Origin of the sequence: Microbispora sp. H10670, assembly GCF_014161385.1 — a bacterium.
GTDB classification, from domain to species: Bacteria; Actinomycetota; Actinomycetes; order Streptosporangiales; family Streptosporangiaceae; genus Microbispora; species Microbispora triticiradicis.
Genome location: NZ_JABBWW010000029.1, coordinates 1 through 13,480 on the forward strand (window position 1 = coordinate 1; position 13,480 = coordinate 13,480).

The 13,480-nt window shown below is 70.5% G+C and carries 12 protein-coding genes; 4 read left to right on the forward strand and 8 right to left on the reverse strand.

Annotated elements, in window-relative coordinates:
* From HHX33_RS29395 to HHX33_RS29410, 4 genes are all read right to left on the reverse strand, one after another.
* On the reverse strand, positions 1–191 hold a 191-nt coding region (locus HHX33_RS29395), incomplete at its 3' end, for a hypothetical protein (RefSeq protein ID WP_220502346.1).
* A gap of 43 nt (positions 192–234) precedes the next feature.
* Positions 235–2,625, reverse strand: coding sequence for a family 43 glycosylhydrolase (locus HHX33_RS29400; protein ID WP_182877441.1), 2,391 nt, complete (start codon positions 2,623–2,625; stop codon positions 235–237).
* 42 nt (positions 2,626–2,667) lie between these two features.
* Positions 2,668–5,589, reverse strand: coding sequence for a family 43 glycosylhydrolase (locus HHX33_RS29405; protein ID WP_182877442.1), 2,922 nt, complete (start codon positions 5,587–5,589; stop codon positions 2,668–2,670).
* Between the two features lie 113 nt (positions 5,590–5,702).
* Positions 5,703–6,629, reverse strand: coding sequence for a MerR family transcriptional regulator (locus HHX33_RS29410; protein WP_182877443.1), 927 nt, complete (start codon positions 6,627–6,629; stop codon positions 5,703–5,705).
* Between the two features lie 96 nt (positions 6,630–6,725).
* Here HHX33_RS29410 and HHX33_RS29415 point away from each other — a divergent pair, with 96 nt between their 5' ends.
* From HHX33_RS29415 to HHX33_RS29430, 4 genes are all read left to right on the forward strand, one after another.
* Positions 6,726–7,547, forward strand: a complete 822-nt coding sequence (locus HHX33_RS29415; RefSeq protein ID WP_182877444.1) for an SAM-dependent methyltransferase — start codon at positions 6,726–6,728, stop codon at positions 7,545–7,547.
* Positions 7,548–7,550: 3 nt separating this feature from the next.
* Positions 7,551–8,447, forward strand: a complete 897-nt coding sequence (locus tag HHX33_RS29420) for a LysR family transcriptional regulator (RefSeq protein WP_182877445.1) — start codon at positions 7,551–7,553, stop codon at positions 8,445–8,447.
* A 232-nt stretch (positions 8,448–8,679) separates the two neighbouring features.
* Positions 8,680–8,844: a hypothetical protein gene (locus tag HHX33_RS29425; RefSeq protein ID WP_182877446.1), complete on the forward strand. Its 165-nt coding sequence runs from the start codon at positions 8,680–8,682 to the stop codon at positions 8,842–8,844.
* Between the two features lie 47 nt (positions 8,845–8,891).
* Positions 8,892–9,335: a DoxX family protein gene (locus HHX33_RS29430; protein WP_182877447.1), complete on the forward strand. Its 444-nt coding sequence runs from the start codon at positions 8,892–8,894 to the stop codon at positions 9,333–9,335.
* A 46-nt stretch (positions 9,336–9,381) separates the two neighbouring features.
* On the opposite strand, the gene atzF is transcribed toward HHX33_RS29430, so the two are convergent.
* Genes atzF through HHX33_RS29450 form a run of 4 tightly spaced genes read right to left on the reverse strand, consistent with a single transcriptional unit; the run spans position 9,382 to position 13,476 of the window.
* Positions 9,382–11,079 (reverse strand): allophanate hydrolase, encoded by a 1,698-nt coding sequence (atzF, locus tag HHX33_RS29435; protein ID WP_182877448.1) that lies wholly within the window; start codon positions 11,077–11,079, stop codon positions 9,382–9,384.
* The gene (locus HHX33_RS36685) at positions 11,076–11,780 is read right to left on the reverse strand and encodes a cysteine hydrolase family protein (RefSeq protein ID WP_259402995.1); all 705 of its coding nucleotides are present in this window, start codon (positions 11,778–11,780) and stop codon (positions 11,076–11,078) included. Before HHX33_RS36685 ends, atzF begins: the two co-directional genes overlap by 4 nt.
* Positions 11,777–12,310 (reverse strand): cysteine hydrolase family protein, encoded by a 534-nt coding sequence (locus HHX33_RS29445; protein WP_182877449.1) that lies wholly within the window; start codon positions 12,308–12,310, stop codon positions 11,777–11,779. The genes HHX33_RS36685 and HHX33_RS29445 overlap by 4 nt, the downstream gene beginning before the upstream one ends.
* Before the next feature lie 11 nt (positions 12,311–12,321).
* Entirely contained in the window at positions 12,322–13,476 is a 1,155-nt protein-coding gene (locus HHX33_RS29450) for a BMP family ABC transporter substrate-binding protein (protein WP_182877450.1), read from the reverse strand.
* Positions 13,477–13,480: the final 4 nt, after the last annotated feature.

The window sequence follows — 13,480 nt, forward strand, 5'->3', positions numbered from 1 at the left end:
TGGAGGGAGACGCCGTTGTTGTCGGCGACGGTCATGGAGATCTGGCCGGGGGTGGTGGTGGGGGTGATGGTGACCGAGACGTCGATGCCGGCGCCGGGGTCGTCGGCGAGGGCGGGGGAGACGCCGATGCCGGTGAGGGTGAGGCCGAGCACGGAGGCGGCGAGTATCTGGGTGGTGCGGGTCATTCGCATGGGGTGATCACTCCGAATTTATGAGGGGGCGGGGCCGGTGCGGTCAGCGGCAGTCGGCCGCGGTGTAGGCGGCATCGTAGGACGTGGTGACCTGCTTGCCGCCAATCGTCGCGGTCCCGGCCACGGTCACCTTGCCCGCGCCGATCTGCCCGGCCCGGGTGTTGAAGGACTGGTAGGCCTGCTTGCCCGGGGCCACGCCGGTCACGGTCTTGGAACCGTACGGGGTGGTCAGCGTCACCGTCGCCGGCGCGTCGCCGTCGTTGACGGCTGTGACCGCGAGGTACACCGAGGAGCCGATGCAACGGGAGGAGGCGGTGACGGTCAGCTTGACCTCCGGCGAGGACTGCTCCGCGGCGAAGGCCCAGGAGTCGATCTCGAAGAGGTCCGCGCCCTCGGGCCCGGCGTAGGTGAAGTACACGTCGTGCACGCCCTTGACACCGTCGAGCTTGGCGGAGAGCCTCGTCCACTCGCCGAGCGGAGCGTCGACGGGGATGGTCGCCACCACGGGCGAGTTGCGGCCGTCGAGACGGACCTCGATCCTGCCGCCCGCGGCGAGCGGCCGCACCTTCGCGGTGACGCCGGTGGCGCCGGCCGTGCCGAAGTCGACCTTGGCGAGCGACGTCCAGTCGCCGTTGTCGACGTCGTACACCGCGAGGTTCGGCGCCTGCGCGCCGAACTCCTCCGACCCGCCGTCGATCTTCTTGGTCGCGATGCCCTGCTGCCACGCGATCGTCTCGGCCTCGACGACCCGGTACGGATCGAGGTTGCGGATCTGCTCGACGCCCTTGTAGTCGCCCCTCACCTCCTTGATCGTGCCGTCGGCGTTGAAGTCGAGCTTGGCGAGGTGCGGGCTGCGGAAGCCCTGGGTGGCGCCGCCCGTGATGCGGCTGTTGAGCGTCTGGGCGTGGTAGGTGAAGTAGTACTGGCCGTTGAGCTGGAACACCGACTGGTGGTTGTTGCCACCGGCGCCGAAGTAGGTGCCGGGGTTCTTGAAGATGATCCCCTTGTACGTCTCGGGGGTCCAGGGGCCCATCGGGCTGTCGGCCATGAGATAGGCGATGGCCCCGGTCGGCGGGCCGTTGGGGTCGACCGTGCCGCCGAACCCGAAGTTCGACGAGTACGAGTAGTAGTACTTGCCGTCGCGCTTGAACAGGTGGCCGGCCTCGAACACGAGCGGCGCGTCGATGACCTCCGCGGAGCCCTTCGTGCTGATCATGTCGTCGCCGAGCTTGATCACACGCGTGGACTTCGGGTGGTTGGTGTTCTCGGCGCTGCGCGTCCCGTCGTCGCCGCCACCGCCGAAGACGAGGTAGCCCTGGCCGTCGTCGTCGATGAAGACGCCGGGGTCGAACAGCCAGTTGATGCCGTTGGACGCGCCCGGCGTCGCGCTCGTGATGAGCAGGTTGCCACGCTCGTCGTGCCAGGGACCCACCGGCGAGTCGCCGACGATGACGCCGGAGCCGCCGCCGTTGTTGGCGAAGTAGAGGAAGAACTTCTCCTTGCCGCCGACGACCTTGCTCTCCATGGCCGGGGCCCACGAGTTGTTCGCGTAGCGGGCGACCCCGTTCGGGCCGGCGACGGGGATCTCGCCGTGGTCGACCCAGTTCATGAGGTCGTCGGACGAGATGACCGTGATCGTGTTGATGCTGGCGTAGGTGTTCGTCGAAGAGACCCCGGTGGGGCCGGGCTTGTACTCCTGCGTGTCGTTGGTCATGTAGATGTACACGCGGCCGTCGTGGACGAAGGCGTTGCCGTCCGCCCCGAACTTGTGCGAGATGAGCGGGTTGCCCTCGCCCGGGTTCTTGCCGAGCGCCTCGATGGTCGTCGAGGGGGTGAACTCCGAGACCGACACGTCGTCGACCTTGAAGTCCATGAGGTGCGTGTCCGGAGCGGACGAGGGATTCGACGTCCAGGGCGTCTCGAGGAAGAGCCGCGCGGTCGTGACGCTCTGCCCCGCCGGGATCGTGAACGTACCCTGGATGAGCCCCCACTGCCCGCGGGCCACGGTCACCGTGCCGACGTTCGTGTACGTCGAGCCGCCGTAGTGCATGGTGGCGAAGAACTGCTTGGTCGCCGGGCTGTTGGGGTTCTCGTACTTCACCCGGGCCGTGATCGCGTACGTCTTCCCGGCCTGCACCTTGCCGGACAGGTCCTGCATCGGGCCGGACCCGGTCGTCTTCCGGTTCGTGACGAGCACGGCGCTCGAACCGGCGTAGGCGTCCGTCGTGGGCGACAGCGTGGCGCCGTCCGTCGAGTTCCCGTTGTTGACGAACCAGCTGCTGAGGCCGTCCTCGAACCCGCCGTTCACGATGATGTTCTGGCCTGCGGCCTGCACCGGCCCTGTCGTCGCGGCGACCGCCGTCGCCAGCAGGGCGCCGGTCACGGCCGCGGCGGCGACCCGTCGCAGGGCCGACTTTCTGACGCGCTTCAACACGAATATTCTCCTTGACCTCGGACTTTGCGGGGAGATGTGGGGTCAGCGGCAGTCGGCCGCGGGGTAGGCGGCGTCGTAGGACGTGGTGACCTGCCTGCCGCCGATCGTCGCGGTCCCGGCCACGGTCGCCTTGCCGGCGCCGATCTGCCCGGCCCGGGTGTTGAAGGACTGGTAGGCCTGCTTGCCCGGGGCCACGCCGGTCACGGTCTTGGAGCCGTACGGGGTGGTCAGCGTCACCGTCGCCGGCACATCGGAGTCGTTGACGGCCGTGACCGCCAGGTACACCGAGGAGCCGATGCAGCGGGAGGCGGCGGTGACGGTCAGCTTGACCTCCGGCGAGGCGGCCTTGAGCGTGCCGAGCCGGGCGAGCTGGTAGCTGAGCGCCCGCTCGGGCGCGTCGATCTGGTTCTGGGTGCCGAACTGCCCGGCCCGCGCCGCCTTGGCGTCGGCGAGCGCGGCCTGCGTCGCGGACCAGGCGTCCGCGGGGTAGTCGCGCTTGTCGAGCGTCTCCGCGTACGCGACGGCCGCGTCGAGGGCGCTCGTGTCGAGCGGCTTGTTCTGCGCGGTCAGCGTGTCGCTGAGCTTGTAGTAGTCGAAGTCGACGTGGCCGCCGGTCTCCTTCGTCGCGTAGTCGAACAGGCCGACCCGGTGCCCCATGAAGTGCGAGAGGCTGCCGTCCAGCGCCTGCGGGCCGACGCGGCCGCCCAGCTGGGTCCACTTCAGCCCGTCCAGGCTGTAGTAGAACGTCGTCCACAGCTGTCCGGCCGGTGAGGCGAAGTCGAGGTCCGCCTTCACGTACACCTGGCTCGCGTCTCCGAGCGGAACCGTCGTGCCCGGCACGAAGTTCTCGATCGCCGCCTGGTCGATGTCGACCGCGAACGGCTGCCCCCGGTTGACGACGCCGAGCGTGTTCTGGCCGTCGGCGCGCTTGACCGCGATGTAGGAGAACCCGCGGTTGTAGGCGGCCAGGCCCGCGACGTCGCCGTTCTTCATGGCGGAGACGTCCATCCTGGTCTCGACGGACTGCCGGGGCCCGAACGTCCGCTGCGAGAGCGTGTTCCGCGCCTCCTCGAACCAGGTCAGCTCGTCCCGGTTGGAGAGCTTGGTGTAGACGTACTTGCCGGTGACCACCTTGCCGGTCGTCAGCCGCAGCCATCCGTCGCGATCGGTGAGCGACCAGTACCGGTTGTCGGGGGCGTGGTTCCACTCCCACACCGGGGCCAGGCGCGACCCGTTGGGGGTGATCTCCTCCTTGGCGGGGTACTCGGTCGTCACCGGCTGCCCGACGACGGAGACGTCGTCGATCAGGTACTCCACGCTCGACGACGCCGGCTGCGGGTTGCCCCACGGCGTCTCCACCGCGAACTTGAAGTTGTCCACGTTCGCCGTCGTGGGAACGGTGTACTGGCCCGTCACCGTCGTCCACTGGCCCATCGGAACGTTCCCGGACGCCATCGTCTGGACGCCGGCGCCCCAGTCGGCCACCAGGTTGAACCGGATGCTGCTCGGCCCCGACGTGTACCTGACCTTCGCCGACACGGTGTAGGTCACACCGCGCTGCACCTTCCCGTTCAGGTACTGGTTCGGACCGGAACCGTTGAGCGTGCGGTTGCTCACCTTCAGCGCCGCCGAGCCCGCCGCCGGGCCGGTCGTGTCGCGGCTGATCGTCGCGCCGTACTGCGTGCCCCACGGCGAGACCGCGTCGGACTCGAACCCGGGGTTCTGCAGCAGCTCGACGCCGATGAGCGAGGGGTCGTACGCCGGCGGCTGCGGGATCGTCCAGTCCTCGTCCATGTACGCCTTGTGCGGGGCGTCGTTGGCGAAGTCGTCGGAGGCGACGATGCTCTTCTGCTGCTCCAGCCGCTCCTCCTCCGGGCTCAGCGCGATCGGCTTGGCGAACGCGCCGCCCACCGGCACGACCCCGTTGTTCCCGAAGACCGGCCAGCCGTCCTGCCACGTCGCGGGGATGAGCGCCGGGGTGCGCCCGATCGGGAAGTTGTCGCGGAAGAACATGCCGTACCAGTCGGTGCCGCCTCCGTCACGCGAGATCGGCACGAGGCTGCCCTGGGCGAAGCCGTTGGAGTTGAGCACCCCGCGGGCCTCGTAGGTGTTCGTGCCGTCCGCCGAGGTGTAGCGCCCGAGCAGGTCCTTGGAGCGGAACATGACGACCTGGCGTCCCTGGCCGGACGGCCAGGTGATGATCACCACGTAGTAGTAGCCGTTGATGTGGAAGACCTGGGCACCCTCGAACAGGCCGCCGATGAACGGCTTGCCGGCGTAGTCGCTCGCCGCGAAGATGCTCGGGAAGTCCTTGTCAATGCCCGACATGTCGGACTTGAGGCGCACGGCACTCGTGCTGCCGGAGCCGTAGAAGATGTACGCCGTGCCGTCGTCGTCGAAGAACAGCGAGGGGTCGTGCAGCCCGCGGCCGAGGGGCGTGCGCTTCCACTTCCCGTTCTCGACGTCGTCGGTGCTGTAGAGGTAGGCGCCGCCGAGGTTGTTGGTGTTGAAGACGGCGTAGAACCTGCCGTCGTGGTAGCGGAGGGACGACGCCCACTGGCCCTGGCCGTACGAGTTCTGCCCGTTGCGCAGCGAGAACGCGTCGCCGATGTCGGCCCGGTCGAACACGTAGTTGACGATCTCCCAGTTCACCAGATCGTACGACTTCATGATCGGCGCACCCGGGCTCAGGTGCATCGTGGTGCTGATCATGTAGTAGACGTCCCGGTGCTCCTTGTTCTCGGCGGCCGGGACGCGCTCCACGCTGATGTCCGGCACGTCGGCGTTGGTGATCGGCACGGTGTAGGTGCCGTCGCCCTTGTCGGTCGAGGTGTACGACGGCTTGGGCGACCACGCGTTGTCGGCGGCGGCCACGCCACCCGTGGACACGAGACCGGCGCAGAGGAGCGCGCCGGCCGTCGCGATCGCGGTCCTGCGCGGTGAAGAGCGGGGGGATACGGACATGGGGGGTCTCCAGTCATGGATATGACGCGCCCGTTAATATTGTTTGCGCTAACATGTCCTGTCAAGGCTCCCCGACGTCCACTTTGTCGGTAATGTTCGCGCTCACATCATGGTCAGGCCCCCGGGTGCGCGCGGAGTGCGTCCAGAAGCCACGCGAAGTCGTCCGCGTGGGACGGCTTGGGCTCCCGGCCGTTGATCACCGCCATCAGGCGCCGGTACCGATCGGCCTCGGCGTACAGGCCGGCCTCGATCCGCTCCCGTACGGCCGCCCGGCCGGCGGCGTCCATGTCGCCGAGCAGGCGGGTGACGACCTCGGCGGCCTCCGGTGAATCGGGGCTCACGCCGTCCTCCCGGGCCTGCCCCGCGAGCCAGACGACCTTCTTGGCGAACCAGGCGAAGGCCCCCGGCTCCTGTCCGGCCCGCCCTCGGCTGTTGTGTTCCACCATGTCGCGCATGCGCCGCCGGAAGTCCGGGTCGCGTACGAGCCCGGCCAGTTCCGCCCAGGCGTCCACCTGTTCGGGCGTGGGGTCGTCGGGGAGGTCGACCCGGGTGTGCCCCATCCGGTTCCTGAGCTCCGGATCGGCGTCCAGGCCACCGAAGACCTCGTCCACGAAGTCCTCGACGATTCGCCGCCGCTCCTCCGCGGACAGCCGTGCCATGTCGTTCAACAGTTTCATCTCCTCCGTGTTCGTCTCTTCCGTGCCGGACCGTCGTCTCGCGACGGTGCTGAGCACCGCGCGCCGGATCCGCAGGGTGCGGATCTGCGCGTCCAGTGCGTCCACATGGACGGCGGCGACATCCGCCAGGGTGACCTTCCGCTCCAGCACCCGCCGAATGTCGTCGAGGCCGAGGCCGAGGTCCCGCAGGGTCCGGACGAGCTCCAGCCGTGCCACGGCGCCGGCGTCGTAGAGCCGGTAGCCTCCCTCGCTCCGTCCCGCCGGTGGCAGCACTCCCACGTCCGACCAGTAGCGGATCGTCCGCGCCGGCATCCCGGTGCGGCGGGAGAGCCGTCCGACGGTGAACAGTCCCTCATCGTCCATGGCGACGAGTGTCACCCTGACAGCGGCTGGAAACTCAAGCCGTCCGTCTCTCGGGTTCGCCGTGGACCGGCACTAGGGTTGTGCACGGGAGGTCGGATGAGCGCAGGCTTGGTGGACGGTCCCGGCGACGAGGGCCGTCCCAGGCTCGACACGAGCGTGCCGCACGCGGCACGCGTCTGGAACTACTTCCTCGGGGGCAAGGACCACTTCCCGGCGGACCGGGAACTCGGCGACCAGCTCATGCAGGCGTATCCCGGCATCGTGGACATCGCCCGGCAGTCGCGGAGCTTCCTCGGCCGGGCCGTGCGGTATCTCGCGGGCGAGGTGGGCGTCCGGCAGTTCCTCGACATCGGCACCGGCCTGCCGACCGCCGCCAACACCCACGAGGTCGCCCAGCGGGTGGCGCCGGAGTCGCGGATCGTGTACGTCGACAACGACCCGCTGGTGCTGGTGCACGCCCACGCCCTGCTGACCAGCACTCCGCCCGGGATGACCGCCTACATCGAGGCCGACGTGCGCGACCCCGGCACGATCCTGGAGGCGGCGGCGAAGACGCTCGACCTGGCCGAGCCGGTGGGGCTCATGCTGCTCGGGGTCATGGGTCAGGTCCTCGACGACGAGGAGGCGTACGGGCTCGTGCGCTATCTGATGGACGCCCTCCCGTCCGGCAGCCACCTCGTGTTCGAGGACGGCACGAAGGTCGTCGCGCCCGAGGCGGCGGACGAGGCCGAGCGCATCCGCGCCGAGGCGGGCGACCCCTATCGTCTGCGCACGCCCGAGCAGATCACCCGTTTCTTCGACGGTCTCACGCTGCTGGAGCCGGGGGTGGTGTCGGTGTCCCGATGGCGGCCCGGGCCCAGCCAGTTCGGCGAGGCGCCGGAGGTCGACGCGATGTGCGGGGTCGGCCGCAAGCCCTGACCCGTGGACCCCGGCCCGCCACTGCGTGACATCGGCTGCTTCGCCCTCGTCGCCCGGCATCTCAGCTTCTCCCGCGCCGCCGCCGAGATGGGCGTCTCCCAGCCCGCCGCGAGTCAGGCCGTCGGGCGGCTTGAGCGTGTGCTCGGGGTCCGCCTGTTCGAGCGGACCAGCCGCGAGGTGCGGCTGACCCCCGCCGGGAAGACGCTGCTGCCGTACGCCGAGACGCTGCTGGAGTCCGCGGCGGCCTTCTCGGCCGAGGCGCGGCGGCTGGCCGCACCGGCGGGCGCCGGCGTCCGGCTGGCCTATCCCCCGCTGGTGGGTGGTCTCGCGGCGCGGGTGGCCCTCCGGATGGCCCGCCGCGATCCCCCGGCCGAGGTGGAACTGCGTCCCGCCGGGCGCGCCGCCTCCCTCGCGGCCGTAACCGCCGGGGAGGTGACCGCCGCGATCCTGGCGAGCCCCTTCCCCCGAGACCTGACCACGGCCGCCCGGTTCCACGTGCCCGTGAGCCACCTGGCCGTGCCCGCCGGGGACCCGCTCGCGGCCCTGCCCCGGCTGCAGCCCGAACGGCTCGCCCGGCACCGGGTGCTCGTGCCGCGTGAACGCCCTCCCGGCGGCATGTGGGCACGGCTCGCCGCTCGCGTCGGACCCCACCGGCAGCACGTGGTGGCCGGCGAGATCGACGACTTCGCCGCCGCGCTCGACCTGGTCGCGGCGGGCGTCGGCCTGCTGCCGACTCCCTCTCTGCTCGTCGCGTCCGTCCGCAGGGACGACGTCGCCTTCGTGCCGCTCGACGCCGGCGACCTACGGCTGACGTACGCCCTCGCGTGGCAGGGCGAACGAGTGTCGGCGGGCCTGATGGCACTGGTGCAGACCGTGCAGGAGTGTCTCTGGACGCGATAGCGCGCGGTCCTTTCGGAAAGTTTCAGGCGGCCTGAATAGCCCTTGCGGCGAAAGACTCGGGGTCGGCCGGAGCACTACCAGGCATTATCCGTCGCGGCGCCGCGGCGACCCCCCCTAAGAATTACTTGAACACTTGACTAAAGACTGGCTTGAGAGCAATCTGAGACCAGCGCGACCCGCTGTCCGTTCGGCGCCGAACAGCGACATCGGGCGCGTCGCGGTCCATGGACGCATGAGCGACACCACCAGCGACGCTGCTGGTATTTCAGGGTTGACCTGCTATTTCGGGGTTTTACCCCTACCCGCGCGCGGCTTCCCACAGCCGGGCGTTGAATCCGCCGACAATGCGAAGCTCGGGACGCCGGAGATTCTGCACGGTTTACACAGTCCTGACTGAAAACATTCGGCGGCCGGTTCTCCTCATTCCTCCAAGAAGGTGATCACGTGAAAATCGGTCAGATCAGCGGGCCGGTGCTCTCGCTCTTCCGGGTCGTGACAGGTTTGCTGTTCGTCTGCCACGGCGCGTCTTCGATCTTCGGGGTCCTGGGCGGCAGCCGGGGAACCGGCCAGGTCCTGCCGTTCGGCTCGTGGCCGGGCTGGTGGGCGGCGGCCATCCAGCTGGTTTTCGGCTCACTCGTCCTCATCGGGCTGTTCACGCGCGTCAGCGCGCTGCTCTGCTCCGGCTCGATGGCGTACGCCTACTTCGTCGTCCACGCGCCGCAGAACCTGTTCCCGATCCGCAACGGCGGCGAGGCCGCGGCCATGTTCTGCTGGTCGTTCTTCCTCATCGCCGTCTTCGGCCCCGGCTCCTGGGCGCTGGACACGCTGATCCAGAAGGTGCGGCACAACGAGGTCGAGGGCTACACCCCTGCCACAGTCCAGGCATGACAGTTCTGGTGTGACAGTCCAGGCATGACCGCCTCGCGGCCGGGCGCTACGCGCGTCCGGCCGCGAGGTAGGCGGGCCAGCTGCCCAGCCCGGTGATGTCCCTGGCCGACCCCACCGCGTACGACTCGCACAGGAAGCCCTGGACCCGGCGGCCGTCGGAGAGCTCCACCGTGCCGAGGCCCAGCGGACTGGGGACGGTCACGAGCAGCTCCCCCAGTGCGGCCGGTGTGATCTCGTGCAACTCGACCTCGACGGAGGAGCCGCCCTCCTCCCTGACCAGGCCGGGCCTGTCGCCGAGGTCGTAGAGCCGGTAGCAGGGGGCCGTCCGGGCGACGGCGGCGAACCTCGCGCCGAGCGCCACCAGGTGCGGGTGCAGCGGCTGGCCCACCCGGTGGGCTCCGACCACCGCCAGCGGGACGGTCCGGGGCGCCGGGTCCGCCTCGTCCTTCTCGGCCTTCTCGTCCTTCTCGGCCTTCTCGGCCTTCTCACCCAGGAAGCCCGCGCCCAGGGCGGCCAGGAAGTCGTCGGACCCCGCCGGAGCCAGGAAGGTCACGCCGTGTGGCCGGCCCGCCGGGGTGAGCCCGGCGGGCACGGCGACCGCGGCGAGGTCCAGCAGGTTCGCGAACGTGGTGTAGTGGCCGAGGATCGTGTTGCGGCCGATGGGGTCTTCGGCCATCTCCGCCAGCGTGAACGTCGTGGGTACGGTCGGCACGGCCAGCGCGTCGATCCGGGTCCACACGGGCGCCGTGACGGACCGCAGCTCCCGCAGGCGGTGCAGCCCTCCGAACACCTCGGCCCCGCTGATCGCGCCGCCGCTCTCCAGCACCCGCCGGGTCACCGGGTGCAGGTCGCGCGCGTGCCGGGCGGCGAAGTCGCCCACGCCCGCGAGCCGCTCGGCCACCCACGGCCCTTCGTAGAGCAGTCTCCCCGCCGCGAGGAACGGCGTCAGGTCGACCGGCACGATCTCGTGGCCCAGGCCCGCCAGCCGCTCGGTCACCGCCGTGAACGCCTCCGCCGCGGCGCCGTCCCCGAAGAACTCCGGCGTACGCGGAACGCCGATCCGGGCGGACGGGCCGCCGCCGGGCTTCCGGGGTGACGGCGTGCGCGACCACGGGTCGCCGGGGTGCGGCCCGGCGATCACCCGCAGGACCGCCGTCGCGTCCGCGACCGTGCGCGCGAACACGCTGGGGCAGTCGAGCGACCTGCAGGCGGGCACGACGCCGAGGGTGGGCACCAGGCCGCGGGACGGCTTGAGCCCCACCGTCCCGGTGAGCGCGGCCGGCACGCGGCCCGACCCCGCCGTGTCGGTGCCGATCGCGAACGGCACGAGCCCCGCCGCCACCGCCACGGCCGACCCGGACGACGAGCCGCCCGAGATGAGCCCCGGCACCAGCGGCGACTCGCACGCGCCGTAGGGCGTGCGCGTCCCGGACAGGCCGGTGGCGAACTGGTCGAGGTTCGTCTTGCCGACGAGCAGCGCCCCCGCCGCCACCAGGCGGTCCACGAGCGGGGCGCTGCGCGCGGGCCGGTAGGCGAAGGCCGGGCAGGCCGCCGTCGTCGGCAACCCGGCCACGTCGACGTTGTCCTTGACGGCGAACGGCACGCCGTACAGCGGGAGCGCGGGGTCGAGCCCGTCCAGGTCGCGCAGCACGTCGGCCTCCCGGCGGAGGCTGATCCAGACGCCGTCGTCCCCGCGTTCGCGGATCCTCCGGTACGTGCCCGCGACGACCTCGGCGGGGGTCACAGAGCCGCCGTCGGCGAAACGAGGAGCGCGGCGAGGAGCGCGGCGGACGGGGCGACCGCGCCGAAGACGCCGCCCTGCATGGTGACCATCTTCAGGGCCGCCTCGTAGTTGCCCTTGTCGGTCGCGCCCGTGCAGTCGGAGAGGAGCAGGCACTCGTATCCCCGGTCGTTGGCCTCGCGCATGGTCGTGTGCACGCAGACGTCGGTGGTGATCCCGGTCAGCACGAGATGGGTGATCCCGCGCGTCCGCAGCAGCAGGTCGAGGTCGGTGGCGTAGAACGCGCCCTTCCCCGGCTTGTCCACCACGAGTTCGCCCTCGACGGGCGCGACCTCGGGGACGATCTCCCAGCCGGGCTCGCCGCGCACGAGGATCCGCCCGCAGGGTCCCGCCGTACCGATCCCCGCGCCGATCCGCCGCGACCGCCACAGCTTGTTGGGCGGGCAGTCGGCGAGGTCGGGCCGGTGTCCCTCGCGGGTGTGCACGACCAGGAGGCCGCGTTCGCGGCAGGCGGCGAGCACCCGCGCGGTGGGCTCCAGGCCGGCCCGGGTGAGCGACAGGTCGTAGCCCATCATGTCCACGTAGCCGCCCGGCCCGCAGAAGTCGACCTGCCAGTCGACGCAGATCAGGGCGGTGGTCGCGGGATCGAGCCCACCGTCGTACGGCCAGGCGTACGGCTCCGCCTCGACAACCGGAAAAATCATGACAGCTCCCTGATGAGGGCGGCGCTCGATCCGACCGCGCCGAAGATCCCGCCGGACATTTCGATCATGGAGAGGGCGGCCCCGGCCAGCGTGGGGTCGGCGGCGGCGCAGGCGTCCGCCACCAGCAGGCACTCGTACCCCCGGTCGTTTGCCGACCGCATCGTCGAGTGGACGCCGAGTTCCAGGCAGCAGCCGGTGAGCGCCAGCAGGTCGCGCCCGGCGGCCCTGAGCAGGTCGTCGAGGCCGCTGCCGTGGAACCCGTCCCACCCCGCCGCCGTGACGTCGCAGTCCGGAGCCTTACCCGGAGCCCTACTCGACGGTGCCACCGGAGGCCCGGCGGGGCGCAGCGGCGGACGGACCCCGACCCGGACCACCAGGCCGCCCGCACCGCGCACCGTTTCCTCCAGGCCGGCTGTCCCCCCAGCCATCCCCCCTCTGGCACTGCGATCCGGGCAGGCCACGGCGAGCAGGGCGAGCCGGGACGGGTCCAGACGCCCGTGCCAGGGCCAGGGATACGGAGTGGTGGTCATGACTGAGGACCTCACGACTTCGGCAGGCTTCCGACGACGCCCTCGACGAAGTAGTCGATCTTCTCGATGGTCTCGTAGTCGGGCACGGTGCCCTCCGGGACGCGGACCTTGCCCTCCTGGTCACGCACCGGCCCGGCGAAGGGCGAGGAGTTCCTGAGCCTCTCCTTCGCGGCGTCGACCAGCTTCTTCGTCTCCTCGTCCACGCCCGGCCCGTACGGCGACTGCACGAAGGGGTTGTCGCCGGTCCTGTAGCCGACCCGGAAGTTCGCGTTGTACTTCGAGCCGGTGAACGTGCCGGCCAGGGCCGTGCGGACGATGTCGGAGTAGAGCGGTCCCCAGTTCCACTGTGACCCGGTCAGCCAGCCCTTCGGGGCGATGCCGGAGGCGTCGGCGTGGTAGCCGACGGTCATCGCGCCGGCCGCCTCCGTCGCCTTGATGACGGTCGCGGTGCAGTCCTGGTGCTGGGTGATCACATCGACGCCCTGCTTGAGGAGGTTCGCCGCCGCCTCGGCCTGCTTCGCCGGGTCGCACCAGCTCGACGTGCTCACCGCGTACGTCTTCACGGTGGGGTTCACCGAGCGGGCGCCTAGTTCGAAGGCGTCGATGTTGTCGATGGTCTGGCTGATCGGGAACGCGTAGACGTATCCGAGTTTGCCGGTCTTCGTCGCCTTGCCCGCCGCGATGCCCGCGAGGTACACGGGCTCGTACACGGTGCCGAAGAACGTGCCCGCGTTCGGCGGGGTGGTCCCGGTGATGAGGTTGCCCTGCTGGACGACCACGACGTCGGGGTGCTCGGCGGCGACCTTGAGCGCGGCGTCCAGGTGTCCGTACGACGTGGCGAAGATGATCCGGGCGCCCTTGGCGATCATGCTGTTCATGACGCGGGCGGCGTTGTCGTCCTCGGGCACGTTCTCCGCGGTGATCACCTTCAGCTGCGGGAACACCTTGGCCACCTCCTGACTGCCCTGGTAGGCGGCCTGGTTGTAGCCGTAGTCGTCCTTCGGGCCGACGAAGACGAACCCGACGGCGGGCGAGTCCTTGCCGGGCGCGGCGCCGCCCGGGGCGGCGGGCGCGGCGGTCCCTGCGGTGTTGGCGGAGCAGGCGGTCGTGAGGGTGGAGAGGACGGCGAGGGCGGTGAGGGCCGCCCCGGCGATGATCGTGCGCATGGGG